A 24,508-nucleotide genomic window follows, 5' to 3' on the forward strand; every position below is an offset into this window, starting at 1 on the left:
ATCAAGATACCCCCGCGAAGGACCACGAATGGCCGCTCAATACGCCTATGTCATGAAAGGCATGACCAAGACTTTCCCCGGTGCCCCAAAGCCGGTGCTGTCAAACATCGACCTGCAGTTTTACCAGGGTGCCAAGATCGGCATCGTGGGTCCCAACGGCGTGGGTAAATCCACGCTGATGAAAATCATGGCCGGGATCGATACGGATTTCACGGGCGAGGCATGGCCGGGCGAAAACATCACCGTCGGCTATCTGGCGCAGGAGCCGGAGCTTGATCCGGCCAAGACCGTGCTCGAAAACGTCAAGGATGGCGCCCGCGCCACCGCCGATCTGGTGGACCGTTTCAACGCGATCAGCGCGGAAATGGGCGATCCGCAGGACGACACCGATTTCGATGCCCTGATGGAAGAAATGGGCGAGCTGCAGGCGAAGATCGACGCCGTCGATGGCTGGAGCCTGGACAACCAGCTGGAAATCGCGATGGAAGCCTTGCGCTGCCCGCCGTCCGATTCAGGCGTGGAAAGCCTGTCCGGCGGTGAAAAGCGCCGCGTCGCGCTGACCCGCCTGCTGATCCAGAAGCCGTCCATCCTGCTGTTGGACGAACCGACCAACCACCTCGATGCGGAAAGCGTCGAATGGCTGGAAAAGCATCTGGCGGAATATGCCGGTGCAGTGCTGATGATTACCCATGACCGCTACTTCCTCGACAATGTGGTGGGCTGGATTCTCGAACTCGATCGCGGGCGCTATTTCCCGTACGAGGGCAATTATTCCACCTATCTGGAAAAGAAGGCCAAGCGGCTCGATCAGGAGGACCGCGAGGAAAGTGGCCGCTCCAAGGCGCTGAAGGAAGAGCTGGAGTGGATCCGGCAGACCCCCGCCGCACGCCAGACCAAGTCCAAGGCGCGTATCCGCAAGTTCGAGCAGCTGCAGGACGCGCAGAACGACCGCAAGCCGGGCAAGGCGCAGATCGTCATCCAGGTGCCCGAACGTCTGGGCGGCAAGGTGATCGAAGCCAAGAACCTGACCAAGGCCTATGGTGACAAGCTGTTGTTCGAGAACCTGAACTTCATGCTGCCGCCCGGCGGCATTGTCGGCGTGATCGGACCCAACGGCGCGGGCAAGTCCACGCTGTTCAAGATCATCACCGGCAAGGAAACGCCCGACAGCGGTGAAATCGAGATTGGCCAGACCGTCCGCCTCGGCTTCGTCGATCAGAGCCGCGATCACCTCGATCCATCCAAGAACGTGTGGGAAGAAATTTCCGACGGTCTCGATTACATGACCGTCAACAAGCACGAGACTTCGACCCGGGCCTATGTCGGCGCGTTCAACTTCAAGGGCGCGGACCAGCAGAAGAACGTCGGCAAGCTGTCTGGCGGTGAACGCAACCGCGTGCACATGGCCAAGATGCTGAAGGAGGGCGGCAACGTGCTCCTGCTGGACGAACCGACCAACGATCTGGACGTGGAAACGCTGGGCGCGCTGGAAGATGCGATCGAGAACTTCGCCGGCTGCGCCGTGGTGATCTCGCACGATCGTTTCTTCCTCGATCGCCTCGCCACCCATATCCTGGCATTCGAAGGCAACAGCCATGTCGAATGGTTCGAAGGCAACTTCCAGGCCTATGAAGAAGACAAGCGCCGCCGCCTGGGCGATGCCGCCGACCGGCCAACCAAGCTGCAGTACAAGAAACTGACGCGCTGAATGATCAGGGGACCGTGAAGGTCCCCTGACATTTCCCGTCGGCGATCACGAATCGTGCCCGCCGATGTCCTTCATGGTCAAGGCACAGCCAGTCCAGCTCCTGCAATTGCACCTGCAACACGGCAAAATTCCCGCGCGCGGGGATTAGCTGGTCATCGCTGGGACGCTGGCCCTCCACGTCTTCGGGCAGGCCTGATCCGGCTGCCGCCATTGCGCTGCCGGGTGCAGCATTGGCGAGGTAGCAACGCCTGGCGTGATTGCTCGCCGCCGCCCATGCGGCATCGGCTGCGGGGCCGCGCGTTTCGATGCGCCCCGCCCCTTTGGCACGGATCTGGATTCTGGCCTCGGCATCGTAGAACAGCAGCCCCACCGGCGCACCCTCGCCTATGACCGCCACCTTGGACGATCTGGCATCGGTATGCAGCCGCACCGTCCAGCTCTTCGCATCGAAGGCGCGCAGCACCATCACCCGCAAATCTGCATCCGCTGTGGCCATCACGGCCGTGTGCATGGGTGACGCGCGGTTGCTTACCCCTTCGGCGAGGCTCCTGCGCATATCCACTTCGATCTGATCAAGCTGTACGAACATGGCTGCGCAACTGGCGGCGCGCGGACCCGATCACAATATGGACCTTTGTTCAGGTCAGGAGCTTTCAATCTGAACGTTAAGCTAACCAAGCGGTTCAGTTAACGGACAGGGCGAATCGCATACTCCGGCTTTCAGAAAGGCCGCATCCCACTCTGCGGCAAAGCAGTAAGGAGGATGCGGTTATGCGTCTTATATCTCTTTTGAAGACCAGCGGTTTGACCGCTTTGGCCATTGCCATGGTGGCTCCCGCCATTCCGGCACAGGCAGCGAGTGGGGCCGATACATCCGAGCAGCGCCAGGATCGCGGCGATCGCGGTGATCGCAACCAGAATCGCGCTGAGCGCAGTGAAACCCGCCAGCAGAATCGGGGCAATCGCGGCCAGGAAGCTCCCCGTCAGGAGGCTCCTCGTCAGGAGGCTCCTCGTCAGGAGCCCCCCCGTCAGGCAGCCCAGCGCCCGGCAGTACCGCAGGAAGTGCGCCAGCAGGCCCGCCAGGTTGAGCGCCGGGCAGAGGTCCGTGCACAGCGTGTGGAGAACCGCGGTGACCGTCTGGCCCAGCGCGCAGCCGATAATGGCAATGATCGCGCGGCAAGGCAGATTGACCGCCGCACCGATCAGCAGGCCCGGCAGATAGACCGGCAGGGCGAACAGCGTGCGCAGGTGCTGCGCTCCACCGCGCGTAATGACCAGAACCGGGACCAGAACCGCGACCGGAACTGGGATCGCGACCGCAATCAGCAGCGTGACCAGCCTCCCCGCAATCTGGGTGAGCGACTGGGTGCAACCGACAGCCGCGCCATCACCCGGGCCGAGCGTGATCGCGATCGCAACCGGACTTATGCGGACAATGATCGCAACCGCGATTACCGCAATGATGACCGCAACCGCGACTATCGTAACAATGACCGCAACCAGACCTATCGCGACCGGGACCGGGATCGCAATTCACGCGACCGCAACGGCTCCTATCGTGAAGGATATCGCGATGCCCGCCGGGACCAGCGCCGCTGGGATCGCCGCTGGCGTGACAACAACCGGTATGACTGGAACCGCTATCGCTATTCCAACCGCAACGTTTACCGGCTGGGCAGCTACTATTCGCCCTACAGGAATTATTCCTATCGCAGGTTGAACATCGGTATCTTCATCGACAGCCTGTTCTTCGGCAGCCGCTACTGGATCGACGATCCATGGCGCTATCGCCTCCCTGCAGTCTACGGTGATTACCGGTGGGTGCGTTACTATGACGACGTGCTGCTGGTAGACACATACACCGGCGAAGTGGTGGACGTGATCTACGATTTCTTCTGGTAAAACCTCCCGCAGGTTGCCGGAAGAGTGGCCGGCAAACGAAGCCCCCGTCGCACTGCGGCGGGGGCTTTTGCTTGCGCAAAGGCCCGCGCTTTGGAATCACCTGCACATGGACACGACAAGACCCAAGGAAATCACCCGCGATCAGGCGGCCCTGCGAACAGCCGGACGCAAGGTGCGTGAACGGCTGGAGGCCAACCCGGCAGCCTGGAGGGTGCCCAATGACCAGGCCGAGATCTATGCCGTGGGCGAATTCCTCAGCCCCGAGGAATGCGCCCGCATGGTGGCGATGATCGATGAAGTGGCCAAGCCGTCGATCGTCTACGATCTCGATTATGCGGACGGCTACCGCACGTCCTACTCTGGCGATGTCGATCCGCACCATCCGTTCATCCGCAAGATCGGTCGCCGGATCGATGACCTGCTCGGCATCGCCCCCGAATTTGGCGAAACGATCCAGGGCCAGCGCTATATGCCCGGGCAGGAATTCCAGCCGCACCATGACTGGTTCCACCCCGGCACCAGCTATTGGGATATCGAGATGAACCGCGGCGGACAGCGCAGCTTCACCGCCATGGCCTTCCTCAACGATGTGGAAGCAGGCGGCACCACCGATTTCGTCGACATCGGCCTGTCGATAGAGCCCAAGCCCGGCGTGCTGCTTTTGTGGAACAATGCCGATGTGGACGGCATTCCCAATCTCAAGACATTCCACGCCGGCCGGCCAGTGGTGCGCGGCGCGAAATATATCATCACCAAATGGTATCGCACCCGTAAGTGGAATTAGGCCGGGGCTGAATTCCGCCCGACTGCACTCTGGTGCAGTTCAGGCCCGTTCAGGCCTTTTCTAGCGCCTCTGCAATCAGCTTGCGGCTGTTGGCGATACCGTAAAGCGCGATGAAACTGCCCATGCGCGGCCCCTGTGCAGAACCCAGCAGGGTTTCGTACAGCGCCCGGAACCAGTCGCGCAGGCTTTCGAAACCGTATTCCTCCTTCTTGCCGATTTCATAGACCTGCGTCTGCAGATCCTCGGCCGAAGTATCGGGCGCGGTTTGCGCCAGATAGGCGTCCAGTTCGCGCAAGGCAGCGGCTTCATTGGGCGTCGGCGCGCGCTTGTTCAGCGTCGGCGCCACGAAATCGCGGTTATAGGCCAGCGCCGTGCCCACCAGCACATCCAGATCGGGATAGGCCTCGGGCGATGCGTCGTGCACGTAATTGCCCAGATAGGACCACACCTGCTCCCGCGTGGCATCAGCCCCCAGCACGCCCACCAGGTTGAGCAGCAGGCCATACGTAACGGGCAGCGTGTCGCCCGCGCCCTTGCCGTCATTGCAGGCGCGCAGCAGGTGCCATGCGGGATTGCCCAGCTGCTTGGCGATTTCCTGCCCCGGAATGGCGGCGCGGAACTGCCAGTATTCATCCACCGCGCGCGGGATTACGCCCACATGCAGCTGCTTGGCGCTCTTGGGATTGGCGAACAGGTAATGGCCAAGGCTCTCCTCGCTGCCATAGGTCAGCCAGTCCTCGATCGACAGGCCATTGCCCCTGGACTTGGAAATCTTCTCGCCATTGGCATCCAGGAACAGCTCGTAGATCATGCCTTCGGGCTTGCGCCCGCCCAGTACCTGAACGATCCTTCCGGACTGGGTGACACTGTCGGTCAGGTCCTTGCCGCACATCTCATAATCGACGCCCAGCGCATACCAGCGCATGGCCCAATCGACCTTCCACTGCAATTTCGCACGCCCGCCAAAGATGCATTGTTCGACCATCTCGCCGTCATCTTCGAAGCGGACCATGCCCGCCTCTGCATCGACGACCTCGACCGGAACCTGCAACACCGCGCCGCTTTTCGGGCTGACCGGAAGCACGGAAGAATAGGTCTTGCGGCGTTCCTCACGCAGGGTCGGCAGCATGATGTCCTGGATCGCATCATACTTGCGCAGGACCTGCTTCAACGCCTCGTCAAACGCGCCCGAATTGTAGCGATCTGAAGCGGAGACGAATTCATAATCGAAACCGAACTGGTCGAGGAATTCGCACAATTTGGCGTTGTTGTGATGGGCAAAGCTGCGGTTCGAACCGAACGGATCGGGAATGCGGCTGAGCGGAATGCCCAGATGGCGCTCCAGCATGTCCTTGTTCGGAACATTGTCGGGCACCTTGCGCAGCCCGTCCATATCATCGCTGAAGGCAATCAGCCGGGTGGGAGCAGGCGCGCCGTTTTCGGACGCCACGATTTCATAGGCGCGGCGCACAAGCGTGGTCCGCAGCACTTCCTGAAACGTGCCGATATGCGGCAGGCCCGACGGGCCATAGCCGGTTTCGAAAATCACCGCTTCGCCGCCGGGCTTGGGGCCGTTGAAACGCTTGGCGAGCTTCATGGCTTCCTGGAACGGCCAGGCCTTGGATACGCGGGCGGCGGAGATCAGATCATCATCAAACATGGTGGCGGGGCTTTTGCGCATCGCCCCATATTGTGCAAGCGCGAATAAAGGGGCGACCCGCAGGCCGCCCCTTCCGGTTCTTCATCGCGGCCTTGAAGTCAGGCCAGTTCGATATCGGTGATCATCCATCCATCATCGCGCTTGGAATAATGCGCCGACAGGGTCCTGCGTTCAGACTGCAGGACTGCCGAATTGCCCTGCATGCGCGCCATCTGGACGATGGTTTCGTGCCCTTCCAGTTCCTCCGTCACTTCGACATGGCAGTCATAGCTGGCGGCGGCGCTGATCCCGTCCTCGGCAATGGCGAAGCTCCCTGGTGCTTCGGCCAGGTCCATGCTCAGCCTGCTGATTCCCTTGGCAATTCTGGGTGCCCCGCGATTGGCGAACAGATCTGCGGTGCCCTGCGCCCCGCCCTGGTTGAAAGCGCGCAGAAAATCCCGATTGAGCGCTTCGATCGCCCGTTCGTCCTGCAGGCGGGCAAGCGCGGCCTTGCTGCCATCCCCTGCCAGAGCGGCAGCCGGAAAGGCAACCGCTGCCACCGGCGCCGCAACCAGCGCGCCGGATTTGAGGAAGGAACGGCGAGTGGTGTCTGTGGTCTTGCTCATGACCTTATCCCCTTGTCCGGTGTTCAAAGAAACGATCGAGATCGAACTGGCCCGCGTGCCGCAGCAAGGCGCCGACCGGGCTCATGCTCAGGCCTTCCGTGCCGCAGTGATAGCCGATGCCGATGTCATGCATGGTGCGCATGTTCAGCAGGATCGTGCCGAGCGTGCCGTTGCAGGCCTCCTCGATCCAGTAGAGGAAATACAGCCCGTCCCTCACCTTGATCTGTCCACCCGAACCGGACCATTCCAGACCCGCCGCACCCGTGGGCGTGAAGATGATCCAGCTGGTCGTTCCCGGCGTCGAATAGAAATGCATCGAGGTGAGGCCGGGGGAATAGCTGTAAGTGATACAGCGGCCCAGCATGTCCTCGGTGAATTCATGCCGCGCTATGCCGGGATTGGGAACGCCTTCCGATATCAGCTTGCCGAACATCGGGCGGCACCCCGCCTCATTGGCGATATAGGGCGTGTTGAGATAGCCGTTGTAGCAAGTCGCCTTGCCTTCCTCGAAGTCGAGCACGACGATGTGGCCATCGTGGTTCTCCGTTCCTTCGAGGACATGGCCCATCAGGAACACATCGTCGATCGCTTCCCAGGCGTGATATCGCGTGCTCTTCCAGGCCCCGCCATCCATGCGCCAGCGCAACTCGTCCACGCTGGTGAATTCGTAATCCATCACCGGGCCATTGTCATACCGCACGGTTGCCGACTTGCCGATCAGCTTGTCGCTGGGGGTATCGACGTTGGCCGCCATGCCGGTGGCCCCGCTTCCCGCGACAACCCGCTGGGCGAAGACCCGCGTATTCTCTGGCACGACCGCGTTGACCTCTTCCCTGGTCATGGTGGCATAGGTTTCCATCGGGCGATAAACCGCCCGCGCGCCCTTGGCCGTGGCATTGACATCGCCGGATTGGCCCGGCCCCGGACGCGGCAGCATCGGCCCGCCATCGGTCACACCAAACTGTTCGAACTTGGCGATCTGGCCCAGCCACTCGCCTTCGCCGCGGAAGACCTGGAATTCCAGCTCATCGGCTGCGTTGAAGCCAAGCCTGAGGCCAACCTGCTTCAGCGCGTTCACATCCATCGCATAGACGGTGAAGATGCCGGAAAATTCGCATTCGGTGCGGGTGTAGATATATTTGCCGTGACCGATCTCGATATAATCAGCCGGTGCACAATGCCCCAGCGAGCGGCTCATCCGGCTGAGCTCTACCCAGTGGGTGTAGGCAATCGACGGATAGAATTCGAGCGTCTCGGCGCCATTGTCCTGCCGCCAGAAATACCCCGCACCTTCCAGCCGGTTGTTGAAGGCGTGGCGGACCTCGCTCGGCGCCTGCCCGTCAACATGGACATAGCCCTGGTAGATCTCGCGCATGACTTCGCGCTTGCGCTTGTCATATCCGCCGAACCACAGTTCCAGCACAGTGGCGGAGTGGGTGTGATTATCGACAACCACGGCATAGCCGCGCATGCTGCCAGGCAGCAGGTGGGCAAAGAAGGTGAGATCGCCCATATCCAGCGCCGCATAGCCCGCATTGACCGCTGCACCGGCATTTTCGCTCAACGACAGGCGGTTGCCGGTGCCGAAGCGGTACGACAATGACGGACCATCAACGCCGGTGGTTCCCTTGTCGCAGACGATCTGCAGGGTCTTTCCCGCCAGCGACAGATCGGTCTGCGAGGCGCACTTGGGCCCGGTATTGGCGACGGCGTCCAGTTTCGAGTTGATGGCAGCCTCTGTCATCGCGGTCCAGTCGACGCGAAATAGTGGCAAATCGGGATAAGCTTTACTTGGCATTGAGTCCCCTCTCCCCTTTGTATTGCGCGGAGCCTAACAGGCAGTTCTTCCCAGTCCAGCGCCAACCAGCGTTCCGATAGTAATCGCGCCGCTTTTTTCGGAATTTGGTCATTGAGGGCCACCGGCGAAGTTGCTGGTAAAACGTGATGGCGCACGCAAGAAGACGGTTGGCAGTTTGCGAGCCTCAAGGTAGCTTCATTCGATAAATCATAATTGGGGATTTGCCTTGAAAAAGATTGCCACAGTCAGCCTGGCAGCGCTCGCGCTTGCCTCGTGCTCCGATGCCACGCCGGAGCCCGCCGCCCTCACCATGGCCACGGCCGAGGACTGCGCCAACTTCGATGTTTCAGTGCTGGGCGGTCAGGACGGCTCCGCCACTTGGGTGGAAGCGGCCGAGGAAATGCCCGCTTTTTGCGAAATCAGCGCCACGCTGACCCCGGTTGAAGGCTCCACCATCGGCGTGGTCTATCGCCTGCCAGAGGCGTGGAACGGCAAGCTGCTGGGCCTTGGCGGCGGCGGCTGGGCCGGCAATGTCACCATTCAGGCGGCGGGCGAAGGCCTGGCAAAGGGCTATGCCACCTTGCAGACCGATGGCGGCAATGCGGGCACCGATGTGTGGGCCAATAGCTGGGTGGCTGAACGCCCCGCTTCGGCGGAGGATTTCTCCCACCGCGCGGTTCATGAAATGACCGTGGCGGGCAAGAGCGTGGCCTCCAGCTTCTATGGCCGCGAGCATGACCGGGCCTATTTCCAGGGTTGCTCCACCGGCGGACGCATGGCGTTGATGGAAGCGCAGCGTTACCCCACCGATTATGACGCGATCATCGCCGGTGCTCCCGTCTACACCCTGCAGGTGCAGACCAGCGCCGTGTTCCGCAACCAGACCTTTGCTGCTGGCGGCGGCGCGGGCGGCTTCTCCATGGAAGACCTGCAACTGGTGCAATCCTCCGTTCTGGCGATGTGCGATGCGGCGGACGGGCTGGAAGATGGCATCGTCAACGATCCCGCATCGTGCGGCTGGCAGCCTGCCAGCCTGCAATGCGAAGCGGGCAAGACCGCCACCTGCCTCACCGCGCCGCAGGTTACCGCGCTGCAAACCATCTATGACGGCGTAAGGGCATCCGATGGCAGCTGGTCCATGTTGCCCATGCGCCGGGGCGGTGAAGCGGGCTGGAGCCTGTTTGTCGGCACCGATGGCGCAGGCAATGATGCCACCGGCGGCGGCGGCCTGGCCAACCTCGCCCCGCTGTTCTTCGGCAGCGAAAAGGTCAGTTTCAGCGCCTTCACCGATGCCAATTATCTGGCCGTGCGCGCCAGCCCGTTTGCGGCCATGTATGAGGCGAAGGACCCCGACCTGTCGGCATTCTTCGCCAATGGCGGCCGCCTGATGCTATGGCACGGCGAAAGTGACCCCGGCCCCAGCCCGGTTGGCACGCTGGACTATGCGCAGGCGGTAATGGCCGGGAATGCGGCGGCGGCTGAACAGTTCCGCTACTTCACCCTGCCCGGCGTCGGCCATTGCCGCGGCGGACCGGGCGCCGACATGGTGGATTACGTCTCCGCCATGGATGACTGGGTATCGAGCGGTGAGGCCCCTGCCCGCCTGATCGGCACCAAGGCCGATGGATCGATCACCCGCGCCCATTGCGCCTGGCCCAATGTCGCGCGCTTCGAAGGCGAAGGCGCTGGCGATGCCAACGATCCGGACAAGTGGACTTGCGTACCGCGCACCTGATCGGCGGATCGCACAGCTGAAAACAAAGGGGCGGCACCTGATGGAGGTGCCGCCCCTTCTGTTATTGCTGTTCTTTCATGGCTGCCCGTCAGGCAACGGCGGAGTAATCGGACCGGGCCAGCTCCGGCCAGTTCATCGGATACTGGCTGAAATCGATGGACGACCGGCCATTCTCGAACTTCCGGCCCAGGCATTGCAGGATCAGCCGGGCACGGTGGCGGCGCGATTTGGGGGAACGGAACGGATTGGCGCGATCAGGACGGGCGGCCACCATGCGCTCCAGCAATTCCTTGCGCTCCTGCGGATCGGACGGAGCCCGCACCGGCAGTGCAATCGCCGCGCCTGCATGGGGCAGACCACCATCGGTTTCCTGCAACTGCGCCTTGGGATCACCCGCTGGCTGCTGTTCGAAATGGGTCATGCCGCCAAATCCGCTGGCAAGGAAAGCGGGCGGAGCCTGCCGCCTTGCATCAAGCAATCCGGATGGGTCCGCTGGCGCAGGCTGCTTGATCGAGGGATCAGCGGTCGAGGGGCGATGGGCAACATTTGCCGCACCAACCTTCGGGCGCTCAATCACCGGTACTGCACCCTTGCGGCGACGGCGCAGACCGAAGAAGGCGAGGATCGCCAGACCGATCAATGCAAGGCCGAGCAGAAATCCGCCAACAGGCCAGCTGCGCTCAGGACTATCAACCACCTGCCGTGGCTGTGAAACAGGCGCGCTGTTGACCGCGGGTGGCGGAGCGTCAGCCTGGACAGCAGCTTCATCCGCAGGTGCCTGCGGGGTGACGGGAGACGCTGGCTGCGGATTGGCGGTGGTGATTGTACGAGTCGCCGCCGGGACGCTGGCGGCATTCGGTGTCACCGCCGCGCGGGATTGGGTGTCGGGAGTAGCTTCAGGTGTGGTTTGCGCTTCAGTGGGGGTCTCGACCGGCACTTGCTGAACCACGGGCCGCGACACCGTCACCCGCGTTGCCGCAGGAGTGGATGCAGGCGACGCGAGCTGACCGGGATTAGTTGCGGCAGACGGGGTCGGCGTCACCGGCCATTGCAGCACCGGCTGGCTGGCCGCTGGTGAAGGTGCAGGTGAAGGCGACGGCATGGGCGTGACCGTAGGTGTGGATGCGGACGGGGCCGACGATGGTGAAGCAGTCGGGATATCCTGCGCCAGGCCCTGGGTTGAACCAAGCGCCAGCGCCGCGGCAATCGCGGAACCGGCACAGCGAGCGAGAGTGATTTTCCTGTTCATAGCGGGATGAGAAACCGCCGAGATTACTCGGGCGTTCCCGTCATCTCGCGTTCATCTTGCTGTTAGAATATTGATTTCATGTATATATTTTGAATTCTCCAACGGCAGGCCGCCTTCTCCTTGCGGCGGATTGATGGGCCTGAACGATCAGACTGGCCACCCGAACTCTCTGCACCGGATAGGTGGATTGCGGTCAGGCTGCGGATTTACTTTGCCTCTGCATCTCCCCATTCAGGGGCATGGTTTCACTCTCCCTTCCCGCCCTGCACGCCAGCCACGCCGGTTGCTGGCTGCGCACGCCGCGGGACGGTGCCGATGGTGAAACGCGCACGCTGGGCAAGGGCGAGGCGGTGATGGCCGCAGCCGATACGCCGCTGCTGATCATCAATGCCCCGCTGGTGGCCACGCGGCTGGGATATCCCGACCTGTCCGGTCTCGATCTGCTCGAACTGTTCGCCTTCATTCACCCTGCGCGCTTCTGCGTACCCACGCCCAAGGGGCTGGCGCATGCACTGGGGCTGGAGGAGCCGGAGGGCGGCGACGATGTACCCGCCTTCCTGCAACAGGCCGCCGCCATGCTGCTTGCCACCTGCCAGGCGGACGAGTGGAAAGAGCGTGAAGGCGCGTGGAGCGCGCTGCAATCGCTGGCGCGGCTGCGCTGGCCGTGGGCACAGGTGCTCGCGCCGCATATACGACAGCCCGAAAAGGCGGAGAAATGGCTGTTTTCGCGGCTGCCTGAATGGGAGGAGGCAGGCGAGCGCCCCCAGCCGGTGCAGATCACGCTGGATGATGATGCCGTGCTGGCCCAGCTCGCCCGCCTGACCGGCACAGGGGCGGAAGACCGCGAAGGCCAGCGCAATTATGCCAGCAATGTCGCGCGCATATTCGCCCCGCGCAGCAAGCGCGATGCACCGCACATGCTGCTGGCGCAGGCCGGCACGGGTATCGGCAAGACATTGGGCTATCTGGCTCCCGCCTCGCTGTGGGCAGGCGCATCGGGCGGCACGGTGTGGGTGTCCACCTTCACCAAGAATTTGCAGCGCCAGCTGCGCAGCGAAAGCGCCCGCGCCTGGCCGGAGGAACGCCCCGACGGAACCCGCCCGGTGGTGATCCGCAAGGGGCGGGAGAATTACCTGTGCCTGCTCAATCTGGAAGATGCCCTGCAAGGCGGCTTTGGCGGGCGCGCGGCAATCCTGGCGCAGCTGGTGGCCCGCTGGGCCGCCTATTCGCGCGACGGAGACATGATCGGCGGCGATCTGCCCGGCTGGCTTGGCACCTTGTTCCGCAGCCGCGCCATCCGGTCACTGACCGATCAGCGGGGGGAATGCGTCTATGCCGGCTGCCCGCATTATCGCAAATGCTTCATCGAACGCGCGGCGCGCGCCAGTGCACAGGCCGATCTGGTCATCGCCAACCATGCGCTGGTGATGGTCAATGCCGCGCGGGCGGGAAATCTGGGAGGCCGCGATCATGCGCAGCGCCCCACCCGCATAATCTTCGACGAAGGCCACCATGTGTTCGAGGCTGCCGATTCCACCTTCTCCGCCGCATTGACGGGGCAGGAAGCGATTGAGCTCAAACGCTGGATCCTGGGCCCGGAGCGCGGGTCCAAGGGGCGCCGCAGGGGACTGGCCGCGCGGCTGGCCGATGTCGCCAGCTATGATGAGCAGGGCGGCAAGGCGATCGCCGCGGCCTGCGCTGCGGCAGAGGCGCTGCCCGGCGGTGGCTGGCTGCAACGTCTGGCCGATGGCGAGCCTTCAGGCCCGCTGGAAACGCTGTTCGCCGCCGTCCGCGCGCTCACCTATGCCCGCGATGAGAGCGGCGGGCAGGAAGCGGGCTATGGCATTGAGACAGAGGCCGCGCAGCTGGAAGGCAATTTCGTGGAACTGGCACAGCAGGCCGCCATCGCGCTGGGTGCCATCCGCCAGCCGCTGATCCGGCTGGGTGTGCGGCTGGAGGCGATGCAGGAAGACGCGCCCGACTGGCTGGATGCGCAAGGCCGCGCACGGATAGAAGGCGCGCGCCATTCGCTCGCCTGGCGGATCGAGACGCTGGCCGCATGGGAAGCGCTGCTGGAGCGGATGGGCGGCGTCGATGGTGACAATCTGGGCAGTCCGGAATTCGTCGACTGGCTGGCCGTCGACCGCTCGGACGCGCGCGAGTTCGATATCGGGCTGCACCGCCGCTTCCTCGATCCCACCAAGCCGTTCGCCCGGGCAGTGCTGGAGGGGACACACGGGGTCATGCTCACCAGCGCCACCTTGCGCGACGGGCCCGACTGGGACAGCGCCCTCGCCCGCTCCGGCGCGCTTCATCTTGAACATGCGCCGATCCTCTCTTCCAGTGAGAGTCCGTTCGATTACGCCGCCAACTCCGAAGTGCTGATCGTCACCGATGTGAAGAAGGGCGATCTGGCCGCGCTGGCCGGAGCCTATGCAAGGATCATAGAGGCGAGCGGCGGCGGCGTGCTGGGCCTGTTTACCGCCATCCGCCGCCTGCGCGCCGTGCATGGCCGCATTGCTGACCGGCTCGCCCGTGCGGGCCTTGCGCTGTACGCCCAGCATGTCGATCCCATCGATACCGGCACTCTGGTGGATATCTTCCGCGACGATCCGCGATCCAGCCTGCTGGGCACAGATGCCTTGCGTGACGGTGTGGATGTGGCCGGCCATTCGCTTCGCTGCGTGGTGATGGAACAGGTGCCCTGGCCCAAACCCAGCATCCTGCACCGCGCCCGGCGGGCAGCAGGGGGCGGTTCTGCCTATGATGACCGGATCATCCGCGCACGCCTGGCACAGGCCTTCGGGCGGCTGATTCGCAGCAAGGACGATCGCGGACAATTCATCGTCCTGTCGGCTGCTTTTCCCTCTCGCCTGCTGTCCGCCTTCCCTGAAGGGACGCCCGTCACGCGCCTGACGCTGGAGGAGGCTTTACAACGTGTCAGCGCAAGTGCTTTGGTGGATCATGTCAACGCGGGGACGCATGAAGAGGATGAGGCGCGGTGAAACTGCTCGGCCTTTTGCGGCACGCCAAATCTGATTGGGATGACCTGTCGCTGCGAGATTTCGATCGCGGCCTGAACAAGCGCGGCCGCAAGGGTGCCGCCTTGATGGGCAAGCATATTCGCGATCACGGGGCAGCGTGGGACGCCATCATTGCCAGTCCGGCAGAGCGTGTCCGGCGCACGCTGGATGCCTCGGGCCTGCCCCAGCCGATCATTTTTTGTGACCAGGCCTATCTGGCCGATAGCTCCACGCTGCTGCGCCTGATTCGCGAGCATGGCGGGGATTGCAAAGGCCTGCTGCTGGCGGCGCATAATCCCGGCCTGCAGGAACTCGCGCTGGACCTGGTGGCCCCTGATAATGAAAACACGATATTCGGCGAGGTGATGACCAAATATCCCACCGCCGCTTTCGCCGTGTTCGAACTGGATATTGACGACTGGGCGGAAATCGCCCCCGGCTGCGGAAAGCTGGTGCATTTCTCACGCCCGCGCGATCTCGATCCGGAATTGGGGCCAGAAAGGGTCCGCTGAAAATTACGCTGACAATCAGGTCGAAATTCTGACCTGAGATCAGGCGGCGGCCAGCGCCCCTGAAAGGCGGGCGCGAATATCCTTCAGTCTTGCCAGAACATTGGCGTTATCGACCGATTGCTGGACAGCAGGCTGAGCTGACAAGGTCTGGGTCGGAGCGGCCTGAGCAGATGTGGAGGGCGATGCAGCCTGCCCTGCACCGTTTGTACCACTCTCAATTACCTGTCTGGCACCCTTGAGCGTGTAACCCTGCTGGTTGATCAGCTGGTTGATCCGGCTCACCAGCGCCACGTCTTCGGGCCGGTAAAGCCGCCTGCCGCCGCTGCGTTTGAGCGGGCGGAGCATGGGAAACTGCTGTTCCCAATAGCGCAGGATGTGCTGTTTTATGCCGAAACCCGCCGCCACTTCGCCGATCGTGCGCATGGCATCGCGTGCCTTGCCGTCATCAAACGGAATGGCGGCCCGGTCACTCATGATCCAGACGCGATCCGGTCTTTAAGTTTCTGGCTGGCGCGGAACGTCATCACCCGGCGCGGCGTGATGGGCACTTCAACCCCGGTCTTGGGATTGCGGCCGATGCGTTCCTTCTTGTCACGGAGAATGAAGCTGCCGAAACCGGAAATCTTCACATTCTCGCCATCAGACATCGCATCACACATCTTGGCCAAAATTGCCTCGACCATGTCCAGGCTCTCCGAACGGGAGAACCCCATCTTGCGATTTATGGTCTCTGCAAGATCGGCGCGCGTCAGTGTTCCTACGGATCGCATAGAATCCATACGTTCCACTCCTGTAAATGCGCGACCCGGAGACAATAATGCAGTAATTTCGGCTGCTTGGCAAGGTTAACGCCTGCGCATTCCACCGAATCTGTCGTCAGACGCGCAGCAGGCTGGCGCCCCAGGTAAATCCACCACCCATCGCTTCCAGCATTACCAGGTCGCCTTTGGCTATCCGCCCGTCGCGCCACGCCGTATCGAAAGCGAGCGGGACGGAGGCTGCGGAGGTGTTGGCATGCTGATCGACGGTGACCACCACCTTGTCCATCGACAGGCCCAGCTTGCGGGCCGTGGCATCCAGAATGCGCAGATTGGCCTGATGCGGCACCACCCAGTCAATATCGCCGGGCGCATAGCCTGCCTTGGCCAGCACATCGCGCAGGACCTGCGCCAGATTGGTGACGGCATGGCGAAAAACCTCGCGCCCCTTCATCCGCACATGTCCCACGGTGCCGGTGGTGGACGGGCCGCCATCGACATAGAGCAGGTCGGCAAATTCACCATCGGCGTGCAGCTGTGTGGCCAGAATGCCCGGGCCGCCATCTTCGGCAACGTCCTGCGCGCCAACGACGAATGCCCCCGCCCCATCGCCAAACAGGACGCAGGTTGCCCGGTCTTCCCAATCGAGGATGCGGCTGAAGGTTTCCGCGCCGATCACCAGCGCATTGGTGGCCATGCCGGTGCGGATCATCGAATCCGCCGTGCCCAGCGCATACAGGAAGCCGGAACACACCGCCGCCACATCAAAGGCCGGAAAACCCGATCCGCCCAGCGCATGCTGGACCTTGGTGGCGGTGGCGGGAAAAGTGCTGTCGGGCGTGGCGGTTGCCAGCACGATCAGGTCAATATCGGCAATGGTCAGCCCGGCATTTTCCAATGCAGCGCGCGCCGCTTGCGTAGCCAGAGTGGCGGTGGTTTCATCATCCGCTGCCAGATATCTTTGCGTGATGCCCGTCCGCTCGCGAATCCAGTCATCGCTGGTGTCCACGGTCTTGGCCAGTTCCGCATTGGTCACCACGCGGCGTGGAAGGGCAGAGCCCGATCCCTTGAATACGGTGCGGATCACTTGGCAGTGCTTCCGTTTTCACGCAGGCGCGTTTCGCCAAGCTCGGCCAGATCGGCGGTGATGCGTTCGGTCAGGCTTTCCTCCAGCAGGCGCGCGGTCACTGCCACGGCATTGGCCACGCCCTGGGCGTTGGCGCTGCCGTGCGATTTCACCACCACGCCGTTCAGGCCCAGGAAAACGCCGCCATTGTGGTTGTTGGGATCGAGCTGATGGCGAAGCAATTCCGTGGCCGGGCGCGAGATCAGGAAACCGACCTTCGACCGCAACGAGGAGCGAAAGGCATTCTTGAGCAGATCGGTCACAAACCGCGCCGATCCTTCAATCGCCTTCAAGGCAATATTGCCGGAGAATCCGTCCGTCACCACAACGTCCACATCCCCGCGGTTGATCTTGTCAGCCTCGACATAGCCTTCGAACTGCAAGGCAAGGCCGGTGGCCTCCCTCAGGCGGGTGGATGCTTCCTGCAGCTGATCAGTACCCTTGATCGCTTCGGTCCCGATGTTGAGCAGCCGCACACGTGGCGCTTCCTTGCCGGTCACGATGCGCGAATAGGCCGCTCCCATGATGGCAAACTGCACCAGGTTGCGGGCATCGCATTCGGTGTTGGCGCCAAGGTCGAGCATCACCACATCGTTATCGCCCAGCGTGGGCATCAATGCCGCCAGCGCCGGCCGGTCAATGCCCGGCATGGTACGAAGGGAAAGCTTGGCCATCGCCATCAGCGCGCCAGTGTTGCCGGCGCTGACAGCAGCACCGCAATCACCGGTCTTCACGGCATTGATGGCCAGGCCCATGCTGGTGGTCTTGGCCCGGCGCAGGGCCTGCGTGGGTTTCTCATCGCCCGCCACCACATCCTCGCAATGGAGGATTTCGGACGCGTGGCGCATGTTGGGATGCTGATCCAGCGCGGCCTTGATCCGCGTTTCGTCACCCACCAGCAGAAAATGGAATCGATCATGGCGGCGACGCGCAAGCGCCGCGCCGGAGACCATAACGCGCACGCCCTCGTCTCCGCCCATCGCATCAATCGCGATACGCGGCAGGGTCATGCGCGAAATATCCTTTCTAGCCTAGGGCTCAGAGCCCTTTGGGCTCGACAATCTGGCGACCATTATAATGGCCACACGCCGTGCACAGATTGTGCGGACGCTTGAGCTCGCCACAGTTGGAGCATTCATGGAATGCCTCAACCCTCAGCGAATCATGCGCGCGGCGATTGCCCCGACGATGCGGGGATACTTTTCTTTTAGGGACAGCCATTGCGGCACCTGTTCCTTGAAATGTTCAAAACTGTTGGCAGCCGCCCTAGTGCAAGCTCCCCGCCCGCGCAAGCGCGGCGGAAACAGGCCTCGGAGACGGCGAAGGCGCGCGCTATATAGATTTCTATCCGCGTTGCAACCCGGCTTGCCCCCCTATATCTGCATCTCGGGAGTTGGGCACGGGCGTCAGGCTCCCAAGCTGGGAGGTTCTTATGGCAGACCTGCATATCACGCTGCTTTCGGCGGCACTCGCCGCGCTGATCAATATCTGGCTGGCCATGCGGTGCGGCAAGGCCCGGTCTGATGCTGGCATGGTTCATGGCGATGGGGGCAATGCCGCCCTGATCAGGCGCATGCGCGCGCAGGCGAACTTTGTTGAATACACGCCCTTCGCCCTGATCCTGATCTTCCTGCTGGAGCTGACAGGCCATGGCGGCTGGCTGCTGGCGCTATCCGCCCTCGCCTTTCTGCTAGGGCGTATCTGCCACGGCCTGGGCATGGATGCGGACCAGGCCGGACCCCTGCGCAAGATCGGCATGTTCACGACACTGGTCCCGCTGCTCGGCTGGGCGATTGCCGCGCTGCTGGCGGCGTTCCGGGTGATCTAGCGGGCACCGAATCCCCTTGGCTCAGGCCCTCGCCAATGCGGCATCGCTGACATAGGCGTTGGTCTGGCGTTCCTGGCCAAAGGTGCTGGGATTGCCATGTCCGGGCACGAAAGTGACATCATCGCCCAGCGGCCACAATTTGCCGGTAATGGCATCGATCAGGTCCTGATGATTGCCCATGGGGAAATCGGTCCGCCCGATAGAACCCTGAAAAATGACATCTCCGACGAAAGCGAATTTCGTCGGCCTGTGGAAAAATACAACATGGCCGGGCGTGTGGCCGGGGCAGTGGATCACTTCCATGGTGATCTCCCCGAAGGAAACAGTGTCGCCATCGTTCAACCAGCGATCGGGTTCGAATATCTCGGCATGCATCTGGAAGCGCGGGCCGTCATCTTCCAGCCGGGCGATCCAGAACCGGTCATCTTCGTGCGGGCCTTCAATCGGCAGGCCCAGTTCCTTCGCCAGCATTCCCGATTGGCCGCAATGATCGGCATGACCGTGGGTCAGCAGGATCTTTTCCACCGTCACGCCGGCGCGCGCGATGGCATCCTTGATCTTGGGCAGGTCCCCGCCGGGATCGATCAGCGCGCCTTTCATGGTCTTCGTGCACCAGACCAACGAGCAATTCTGCTGAAAGGCGGTGACGGGGATCATTGCCGCGCGCAGCGGCGATTCGGATCGGGGAGCGTGTTGCGGGGCGTTCATGGACCGAGTCTGGCAACTGGCGGGGGCAATTACAATCGCCACATACATTCTTCGCATACTGCCATCGGCGCGCATTGCCCCGCCGTTGCGGCGGTCCTATTGCGCCAAGTATATGGTCACCCTGCACTATCGCGACGCCACTGTGGACGATCTGCCCTTCATCGTCGGACTGATCGATGGCGATCCCGTCAGCGCTGCACGCGATGCCGCCACCACAGCTGATGCGGCCCACCAGCTGGCCGGATTGCAGGCGATAACGCAGGACCCCAACCACCGCCTGCTGATCGCAGAAGCGCAAGGACGGCCGGTCGGCAGTTTCCAGCTGAGCTTCATTCCCGGCGTATCGAGACGAGGGACATGGCGCGGACAGATCGAATCAGTGCGCGTCTCACCAGGCATGCGCGGCCAGGGCATTGGCGGGGCGATGATGCGCTGGGCCATCACGCAATGCCGCGAAAAAGGCTGCGGACTGGTGCAGCTGACAAGCGACACCAACCGGCAGGATGCGCACCGCTTCTATGCCCAGCTGGGCTTTGCGCCCACACACACCGGCTTCAAGCTGAAACTCGATCCGACATCATGAGGGTGCGGACGCTTACAGCCGCCCGCTTTTCCACACCACCCGGCCAACCAGCTCTATATCCTCTGCCGATACCGCGATGGGCGGGTAGGACAGATTCTGGCTGAGCAGCGAGAACCGCCCGCCGCCCTGCGAGGTGAGCCGCTTGACCAGCAGGTTCTCATCCAGCCGCACGACAAAGATACCGTCGCGAAACGGACGGTCGCTCTTGTCCACCAGCAGGTCGTCTCCTTCGCGCAGCAACGGCTCCATCGAATCACCCACCACGCGAATGGCGGAAAGCTGGCCCGGCTCAAGACCCTGTTCGCGCAGCCATTTGCGCGAAAAGCGGAACGAATCGAACGGCGATTCGGCAGAATTCGCGGCGCCAGGCCCGGCTGAAGCATCGACCGCCAGCCGCGGGACATCGACCCATTCCTGATTCGCATCGTAGGATTTTTCCTTAGGTGCGCCGAGTTCAGCCTCTGCCACACCGAAGTAACTTGCCAGCTTGCGCCGATCATCTTCCTCCAGCTTTCGCGGACTGTGCTTTGTAATATATTGCTGCAAATACGAGGGGTTACGGCCAAGCATACGCGAAAGGCCTGCCAGGCTTCCGCCCTTCTCCTGTACCAGTTCAGCAAGTCTTTCGCGCGCGTCCATGATGGATTCCCTGCGGTTCGAAGTGAAACTTATCTACATGAAGGATTTTTCCTAGACAAGTAGGATTTCGCAGGACAGCTATGTGACAGGGCGATTCGCCGCCCTGCCAAAAAGAATTGTGATCAGAGAGGAGTCGCCATGCTGATCCGAAAGATTGAAGTGTTCCTGCGTCACACCGGCATGCCCGCCACCAAGTTCGGAAGGCTGGCCACCAGTGATCCGCGCTTCGTCCTGGACCTGCGAAATGGACGGACACCACGTTCTCACACAGAAGAACGGGTGGAACATTTCATGAACATCTACAGGGAGCAAACGCATGCATATTGAAACCGCCCGCCCCACGCGCGCTTCACGCAAAGCACGCCGCACGCCCGGTGAACGGCTGCTGGAGGCCCTGCGCGAACTGGCGCAAGGCAAGGCCAGCGTTTCACGTCACAGTGAAAAGAACTGGGCCAGCATCACCTTTGCCGGCACGCGGCACCGGGTCGATATGCTGTTTGAAGGCGACGAGGCGGTGGAGGCAGGCGAATGTTTCATCGCCTTCCTGCCCGAGCACGAATTCGCCATCCCCGGCCAGCTGGTGGCCGATGCCGCAATTACCGAAGTCGATAGCGTACTTCACCCGCCGCAATTGCGGGTGAGGTGCGAATTATTGATGCTGGAGGAGAGTTAGGTCCGCCTGATCACAAGGTTCCGGATTTCGCTCATGTCTTCCATGGCAAAGCGTATCCCTTCGCGGCCCAGGCCGGAATCCTTCACCCCGCCATATGGCATGTTGTCGACCCGGTAGGACGAGACATCGTTCACCACCACGCCGCCAACATCGAGCACGTCCCAGGCTTCCAGAACCTGGTGGATGTTGCTGGTGAAGATCCCGGCCTGGAGGCCGAACTTGCTGTCATTCACCTGCGCCAGCGCCTCATCCCAATCGTTGAATTTGGTCAGTACTGCCAGCGGGCCGAAAGCTTCTTCCACCACCGCATCGCAGGTGCGCGGAACGCCTTCTAGCAGCGTCGCCTCCAGCATCGCCCCATCCAGCTTGCCGCCGCACAGCAATGCGGCCCCGGCTGAAACCGCATCGTCGATCCAGCCCTTCAGGCGCGTTGCTTCCTTCACGGAGATCATCGGGCCGATGAACGTGTCACGGTCCTTGGGATTACCGGCGATCAGAGTGGCTGTCTTTGCAACCAGCATCGCCTTGAAGCGATCGTAGATATCTTCGTGGATGATGATCCGCTGCACGCCGATGCAGCTTTGCCCGGACTGGTAGAAGGCACCGAAAATGATCCGTTCGAGCGCGTGATCGAGGTCGGCATCCTTGTCGACGATCACCGCAGCATTGCCGCCCAGTTCAAGAATAACCTTCTTCTTGCCCGCCTTGGCCTTGAGCGCCCAGCCCACGCCGGGTGAGCCAGTGAAGCTGAGCAATTTCAGCCGCTCATCGGTGGTGAACATGTCCGCCCCGTCACGGCTGGCGGGAAGGATCGAGAAGGCGCCTTCGGGCAGCACGTCACATTCGGCCAGCACTTCGCCCATGATGATCGCACCCAGCGGGGTCATGCTGGCGGGCTTCATCACGAACGGACAGCCCATGGCGATGGCCGGCGCGATCTTGTGCGCGGCCAGGTTGAGCGGGAAGTTGAACGGCGAGATGAAACTGCACGGCCCGATCGGCACGCGCTTCCACATGCCCATATAGCCCTTGGCGCGCGGCGAAATGTCCAGCGGCTGGACCTCGCCGTAATTGCGCGTTGATTCCTCAGCGGCAATGCGGAAGGTGTCGATCAGACGGCTGACTTCGCCCTCGGCATCCTTGATCGGCTTGCCTGCCTCGATGCACAGCGAATAGGCCAGTTCGTCAAACCGCTGCTTGAAACGGGTGACGCAGTGATTGAGCACGTCCTGCTTCTCATAGCTCGCCAGCCGGGCCATCGGCTCCGCCGCGCGCACGGTGCCGGCAATGGCTTCCTCGATGATATCGGGCGTTGCCAGCGCGGTGCGAAATGCCACCTCGCCGGTAAACTTGTCCGTCACCGCAAGATCGGTGTTGGGCTGCACAGCCTTGTTGTTGAGATAGAGCGGGTAGACGTCTTTCAACTGGACCATTTTTCTCTCCCCCCTCCCGCCTGCGGGAGGGTCCGGGGGTGGAAATTAGACGGTGGACGCACCTTCAAGAATGCGCCCACCGCCACCCCTCCTGCAAGCAGGAAGGGAACTCGAAAATTCACAGCTCCCTGGAGAGCTTCTTGATGTCGATATTCAGGATCTGGTCGTTCTCCGAATAATCGACCGGGCAATCGATCAGATGGACGCCCGGCGTATCGCGGCAATGGGCCAGAACTTCGGTCAGATGCTTGCTGCTTTCGACCCGGTGGCCCTTGGCGCCATAGGCCTCGGCATATTTGACGAAATCGGGGTTGCCATAGGTCAGGCCCCAATCCTCAAAGCCCATGTTGGCCTGCTTCCAGCGGATCATGCCATAGCTGCTGTCATTCAGGATCAGCACGGTCATGTTGAGGCCGAGGCGAACCGCGGTTTCCATCTCCTGGCTGTTCATCATGAAGCCGCCATCGCCGCAGATCGCCATGACCTTGCGATCGGGATAGAGCATCGCGCTCATCATCGCAGACGGCAGGCCAGCGCCCATCGTGGCCAGCGCATTGTCCAGCAGCACGGTGTTGGGCAGGTAAGCGGTGAAACCGCGCGCGAACCAGATCTTGTACACGCCATTGTCGAGGCAGATGATGCCATCGTCCGGCAGACAATCGCGGACCTGCTGCACCAGATGCGGCGGGAAGATCGGGAACCTTGTATCGGCGGCGAGCGGCGCGGTGTGGGCGACCTCTCCTGCGCGATAGGCCAGCATGTGATCGAAATTCCACCGGCCCGGCGGAATGATGTCTTCCTTGATCTGCCAGATGGCGTTGGCGATATCGCCGATCACTTCGATCTGCGGGAAGTAGACCGGGTCCACCTCAGCCGTGCGGGTGGACACGTGGATCACCTTGGGGCCGCCTTCACGCATGAAGAAGGGCGGCTTTTCGATCACGTCATGGCCCACATTGATGATGACATCGGCATCTTCCACCGCGCGGTGAACGAAATCGCCGGCGGACAGCGCCGCACAGCCCAGGAACCTGGGATGGCGTTCATCGATAACGCCCTTGCCCATCTGGGTGGTGAGGAAGGGAATGCCGGTCTTTTCAATAAACTGGCTGAGCATGCGCCCGGTCATCTTGCGGTTAGCGCCGGCGCCGATCACCAGGATCGGGGCCTTGGCCTCCTCAATCGCCTTGACCGCAACACGCACCGCCTTGGGCTCTGCCGAAGGACGACGCGCCACGGATGCGGGAATCGGATGAGCATCCGAATGCTCGTCAGCAATGTCTTCGGGCAGTTCCAGATGCACGGCGCCCGGCTTTTCTTCCTCTGCCAGACGATAGGCTTCTCGCACACGGCTGGGGATATTGTCCGCTGCCGCCAGCTGATGCGCATATTTGGTGATCGGCCCCATCATCGCCACCACGTCCAGGATCTGGAAGCGGCCCTGCTTTGATTTCTTGATCGGCTTCTGCCCGGTGATCATCATCATCGGCATGCCGCCCAGCTGTGCATAGGCAGCAGCGGTCACGAAATTGGTGGCACCCGGCCCCAGCGTGGCCAGGCACACGCCGGTCTTGCCGGTGTGACGGCCATAGGTCGCGGCCATGAAGCCTGCGCCCTGCTCGTGGCGGGTAAGGATGAGCTTGATCTTGTCTGACCGGGACAGCGAATCCAGGAAATCGAGATTTTCCTCCCCCGGAACGCCAAAGATATATTCGCAGCCCTCTTCTTCCAGACACTGGATAAAAAGATCGGACGCCTTCTGTTTGCCTGCTTCGGCCATGTTC

The 24,508-nt window shown here is 62.2% G+C and carries 24 protein-coding genes; 10 read left to right on the forward strand and 14 right to left on the reverse strand.

Going from position 1 to position 24,508, the window contains the following annotated elements; translation table 11 throughout:
* Positions 1 to 28: 28 nt before the first annotated feature.
* On the forward strand, positions 29 to 1,708 hold the full coding sequence (ettA, locus tag ABDZ98_RS12080) for an energy-dependent translational throttle protein EttA (protein ID WP_343808258.1): 1,680 nt from the start codon (positions 29 to 31) through the stop codon (positions 1,706 to 1,708).
* A gap of 4 nt (positions 1,709 to 1,712) precedes the next feature.
* On the opposite strand, the gene ABDZ98_RS12085 is transcribed toward ettA, so the two are convergent.
* Positions 1,713 to 2,297 carry a pyridoxamine 5'-phosphate oxidase family protein gene (locus ABDZ98_RS12085; protein WP_343808261.1) on the reverse strand — a complete coding sequence of 195 codons (585 nt, stop codon included), beginning with the start codon at positions 2,295 to 2,297 and terminating at the stop codon, positions 1,713 to 1,715.
* A gap of 215 nt (positions 2,298 to 2,512) precedes the next feature.
* Between ABDZ98_RS12085 and ABDZ98_RS12090 the strand changes: the two genes are divergently transcribed.
* On the forward strand, positions 2,513 to 3,610 hold the full coding sequence (locus ABDZ98_RS12090; protein ID WP_343808264.1) for an RcnB family protein: 1,098 nt from the start codon (positions 2,513 to 2,515) through the stop codon (positions 3,608 to 3,610).
* Between the two features lie 106 nt (positions 3,611 to 3,716).
* A complete protein-coding gene (locus ABDZ98_RS12095) occupies positions 3,717 to 4,394 on the forward strand; it encodes a prolyl hydroxylase family protein (RefSeq protein ID WP_343808267.1) in 678 nt (225 codons plus the stop codon).
* A gap of 49 nt (positions 4,395 to 4,443) precedes the next feature.
* Here the strand turns inward: ABDZ98_RS12095 and ABDZ98_RS12100 are convergent, their stop codons facing one another.
* From ABDZ98_RS12100 to ABDZ98_RS12110, 3 genes are all read right to left on the reverse strand, one after another.
* Positions 4,444 to 6,054, reverse strand: a complete 1,611-nt coding sequence (locus ABDZ98_RS12100) for a lysine--tRNA ligase (protein ID WP_343808957.1) — start codon at positions 6,052 to 6,054, stop codon at positions 4,444 to 4,446.
* Positions 6,055 to 6,152: 98 nt separating this feature from the next.
* Positions 6,153 to 6,659, reverse strand: a complete 507-nt coding sequence (locus ABDZ98_RS12105) for a hypothetical protein (RefSeq protein ID WP_343808270.1) — start codon at positions 6,657 to 6,659, stop codon at positions 6,153 to 6,155.
* 4 nt (positions 6,660 to 6,663) lie between these two features.
* Complete coding sequence (locus tag ABDZ98_RS12110) at positions 6,664 to 8,457, reverse strand: MoaF N-terminal domain-containing protein (RefSeq protein ID WP_343808274.1); 1,794 nt, start codon at positions 8,455 to 8,457, stop codon at positions 6,664 to 6,666.
* A gap of 226 nt (positions 8,458 to 8,683) precedes the next feature.
* Here ABDZ98_RS12110 and ABDZ98_RS12115 point away from each other — a divergent pair, with 226 nt between their 5' ends.
* A complete protein-coding gene (locus tag ABDZ98_RS12115) occupies positions 8,684 to 10,192 on the forward strand; it encodes a tannase/feruloyl esterase family alpha/beta hydrolase (protein ID WP_343808277.1) in 1,509 nt (502 codons plus the stop codon).
* A gap of 88 nt (positions 10,193 to 10,280) precedes the next feature.
* Here the strand turns inward: ABDZ98_RS12115 and ABDZ98_RS12120 are convergent, their stop codons facing one another.
* A complete protein-coding gene (locus ABDZ98_RS12120) occupies positions 10,281 to 11,441 on the reverse strand; it encodes a hypothetical protein (protein ID WP_343808280.1) in 1,161 nt (386 codons plus the stop codon).
* A gap of 239 nt (positions 11,442 to 11,680) precedes the next feature.
* On the opposite strand from ABDZ98_RS12120, the gene ABDZ98_RS12125 reads away from it, so the two are divergent.
* Both ABDZ98_RS12125 and ABDZ98_RS12130 read left to right on the forward strand, forming a co-directional pair.
* Positions 11,681 to 14,446: an ATP-dependent DNA helicase gene (locus tag ABDZ98_RS12125; protein WP_343808283.1), complete on the forward strand. Its 2,766-nt coding sequence runs from the start codon at positions 11,681 to 11,683 to the stop codon at positions 14,444 to 14,446.
* A complete protein-coding gene (locus ABDZ98_RS12130; RefSeq protein ID WP_343808286.1) occupies positions 14,443 to 14,976 on the forward strand; it encodes a SixA phosphatase family protein in 534 nt (177 codons plus the stop codon). Before ABDZ98_RS12125 ends, ABDZ98_RS12130 begins: the two co-directional genes overlap by 4 nt.
* Before the next feature lie 39 nt (positions 14,977 to 15,015).
* On the opposite strand, the gene ABDZ98_RS12135 is transcribed toward ABDZ98_RS12130, so the two are convergent.
* From ABDZ98_RS12135 to rpmF, 5 genes are all read right to left on the reverse strand, one after another.
* Complete coding sequence (locus tag ABDZ98_RS12135) at positions 15,016 to 15,450, reverse strand: MerR family transcriptional regulator (protein WP_343808289.1); 435 nt, start codon at positions 15,448 to 15,450, stop codon at positions 15,016 to 15,018.
* Positions 15,447 to 15,746, reverse strand: coding sequence for an integration host factor subunit alpha (locus ABDZ98_RS12140; protein WP_343808959.1), 300 nt, complete (start codon positions 15,744 to 15,746; stop codon positions 15,447 to 15,449). The genes ABDZ98_RS12135 and ABDZ98_RS12140 overlap by 4 nt, the downstream gene beginning before the upstream one ends.
* 106 nt (positions 15,747 to 15,852) lie before the next feature.
* Positions 15,853 to 16,821: a beta-ketoacyl-ACP synthase III gene (locus tag ABDZ98_RS12145; RefSeq protein WP_343808292.1), complete on the reverse strand. Its 969-nt coding sequence runs from the start codon at positions 16,819 to 16,821 to the stop codon at positions 15,853 to 15,855.
* A complete protein-coding gene (gene plsX / locus ABDZ98_RS12150) occupies positions 16,818 to 17,870 on the reverse strand; it encodes a phosphate acyltransferase PlsX (RefSeq protein WP_343808295.1) in 1,053 nt (350 codons plus the stop codon). Before plsX ends, ABDZ98_RS12145 begins: the two co-directional genes overlap by 4 nt.
* A 28-nt stretch (positions 17,871 to 17,898) precedes the next feature.
* Entirely contained in the window at positions 17,899 to 18,081 is a 183-nt protein-coding gene (gene rpmF / locus ABDZ98_RS12155; RefSeq protein ID WP_343808298.1) for a 50S ribosomal protein L32, read from the reverse strand.
* Between the two features lie 211 nt (positions 18,082 to 18,292).
* Here rpmF and ABDZ98_RS12160 point away from each other — a divergent pair, with 211 nt between their 5' ends.
* Positions 18,293 to 18,688, forward strand: coding sequence for an MAPEG family protein (locus tag ABDZ98_RS12160; protein ID WP_343808301.1), 396 nt, complete (start codon positions 18,293 to 18,295; stop codon positions 18,686 to 18,688).
* 21 nt (positions 18,689 to 18,709) lie between these two features.
* Here ABDZ98_RS12160 and ABDZ98_RS12165 read toward each other — a convergent pair whose 3' ends face one another.
* On the reverse strand, positions 18,710 to 19,396 hold the full coding sequence (locus ABDZ98_RS12165; protein WP_343808304.1) for an MBL fold metallo-hydrolase: 687 nt from the start codon (positions 19,394 to 19,396) through the stop codon (positions 18,710 to 18,712).
* Positions 19,397 to 19,508: 112 nt separating this feature from the next.
* Between ABDZ98_RS12165 and ABDZ98_RS12170 the strand changes: the two genes are divergently transcribed.
* Positions 19,509 to 19,979: a GNAT family N-acetyltransferase gene (locus tag ABDZ98_RS12170; RefSeq protein WP_343808306.1), complete on the forward strand. Its 471-nt coding sequence runs from the start codon at positions 19,509 to 19,511 to the stop codon at positions 19,977 to 19,979.
* 12 nt (positions 19,980 to 19,991) lie between these two features.
* Here ABDZ98_RS12170 and ABDZ98_RS12175 read toward each other — a convergent pair whose 3' ends face one another.
* Positions 19,992 to 20,618 carry a LexA family transcriptional regulator gene (locus ABDZ98_RS12175; protein ID WP_343808309.1) on the reverse strand — a complete coding sequence of 209 codons (627 nt, stop codon included), beginning with the start codon at positions 20,616 to 20,618 and terminating at the stop codon, positions 19,992 to 19,994.
* Positions 20,619 to 20,756: 138 nt separating this feature from the next.
* On the opposite strand from ABDZ98_RS12175, the gene ABDZ98_RS12180 reads away from it, so the two are divergent.
* Together ABDZ98_RS12180 and ABDZ98_RS12185 are read left to right on the forward strand one after the other, a co-directional pair.
* On the forward strand, positions 20,757 to 20,945 hold the full coding sequence (locus tag ABDZ98_RS12180; RefSeq protein ID WP_343808312.1) for a hypothetical protein: 189 nt from the start codon (positions 20,757 to 20,759) through the stop codon (positions 20,943 to 20,945).
* Entirely contained in the window at positions 20,935 to 21,291 is a 357-nt protein-coding gene (locus ABDZ98_RS12185; protein WP_343808315.1) for a hypothetical protein, read from the forward strand. Before ABDZ98_RS12180 ends, ABDZ98_RS12185 begins: the two co-directional genes overlap by 11 nt.
* Here the strand turns inward: ABDZ98_RS12185 and ABDZ98_RS12190 are convergent.
* Positions 21,288 to 22,724, reverse strand: coding sequence for an aldehyde dehydrogenase family protein (locus tag ABDZ98_RS12190; protein ID WP_343808318.1), 1,437 nt, complete (start codon positions 22,722 to 22,724; stop codon positions 21,288 to 21,290). The two genes, ABDZ98_RS12185 and ABDZ98_RS12190, sit on opposite strands and share 4 nt — an antisense overlap.
* A gap of 118 nt (positions 22,725 to 22,842) precedes the next feature.
* Positions 22,843 to 24,504: an acetolactate synthase large subunit gene (locus ABDZ98_RS12195; protein WP_343808321.1), complete on the reverse strand. Its 1,662-nt coding sequence runs from the start codon at positions 24,502 to 24,504 to the stop codon at positions 22,843 to 22,845.
* Between the last annotated feature and the right edge of the window lie 4 nt (positions 24,505 to 24,508).

The organism is Alteraurantiacibacter aestuarii (assembly GCF_039523595.1).
Lineage (GTDB): Bacteria > Pseudomonadota > Alphaproteobacteria > Sphingomonadales > Sphingomonadaceae > Alteraurantiacibacter > Alteraurantiacibacter aestuarii.

Coding starts and splice junctions, on each gene's coding strand:
- ettA (WP_343808258.1), top strand. CDS start 29: ATGGCCGCTCAATACGCCTATGTCATGAAAGGCATGACCAAGACTTTC.
- ABDZ98_RS12085 (WP_343808261.1), bottom strand. CDS start 2,297: ATGTTCGTACAGCTTGATCAGATCGAAGTGGATATGCGCAGGAGCCTC.
- ABDZ98_RS12095 (WP_343808267.1), top strand. CDS start 3,717: ATGGACACGACAAGACCCAAGGAAATCACCCGCGATCAGGCGGCCCTG.
- ABDZ98_RS12100 (WP_343808957.1), bottom strand. CDS start 6,054: ATGTTTGATGATGATCTGATCTCCGCCGCCCGCGTATCCAAGGCCTGG.
- ABDZ98_RS12105 (WP_343808270.1), bottom strand. CDS start 6,659: ATGAGCAAGACCACAGACACCACTCGCCGTTCCTTCCTCAAATCCGGC.
- ABDZ98_RS12110 (WP_343808274.1), bottom strand. CDS start 8,457: ATGCCAAGTAAAGCTTATCCCGATTTGCCACTATTTCGCGTCGACTGG.
- ABDZ98_RS12120 (WP_343808280.1), bottom strand. CDS start 11,441: ATGAACAGGAAAATCACTCTCGCTCGCTGTGCCGGTTCCGCGATTGCC.
- ABDZ98_RS12125 (WP_343808283.1), top strand. CDS start 11,681: ATGGTTTCACTCTCCCTTCCCGCCCTGCACGCCAGCCACGCCGGTTGC.
- ABDZ98_RS12135 (WP_343808289.1), bottom strand. CDS start 15,450: ATGAGTGACCGGGCCGCCATTCCGTTTGATGACGGCAAGGCACGCGAT.
- ABDZ98_RS12140 (WP_343808959.1), bottom strand. CDS start 15,746: ATGCGATCCGTAGGAACACTGACGCGCGCCGATCTTGCAGAGACCATA.
- plsX (WP_343808295.1), bottom strand. CDS start 17,870: ATGACCCTGCCGCGTATCGCGATTGATGCGATGGGCGGAGACGAGGGC.
- rpmF (WP_343808298.1), bottom strand. CDS start 18,081: ATGGCTGTCCCTAAAAGAAAAGTATCCCCGCATCGTCGGGGCAATCGC.
- ABDZ98_RS12160 (WP_343808301.1), top strand. CDS start 18,293: ATGGCAGACCTGCATATCACGCTGCTTTCGGCGGCACTCGCCGCGCTG.
- ABDZ98_RS12165 (WP_343808304.1), bottom strand. CDS start 19,396: ATGAACGCCCCGCAACACGCTCCCCGATCCGAATCGCCGCTGCGCGCG.
- ABDZ98_RS12170 (WP_343808306.1), top strand. CDS start 19,509: ATGGTCACCCTGCACTATCGCGACGCCACTGTGGACGATCTGCCCTTC.
- ABDZ98_RS12175 (WP_343808309.1), bottom strand. CDS start 20,618: ATGGACGCGCGCGAAAGACTTGCTGAACTGGTACAGGAGAAGGGCGGA.
- ABDZ98_RS12180 (WP_343808312.1), top strand. CDS start 20,757: ATGCTGATCCGAAAGATTGAAGTGTTCCTGCGTCACACCGGCATGCCC.
- ABDZ98_RS12185 (WP_343808315.1), top strand. CDS start 20,935: ATGCATATTGAAACCGCCCGCCCCACGCGCGCTTCACGCAAAGCACGC.
- ABDZ98_RS12190 (WP_343808318.1), bottom strand. CDS start 22,724: ATGGTCCAGTTGAAAGACGTCTACCCGCTCTATCTCAACAACAAGGCT.
- ABDZ98_RS12195 (WP_343808321.1), bottom strand. CDS start 24,504: ATGGCCGAAGCAGGCAAACAGAAGGCGTCCGATCTTTTTATCCAGTGT.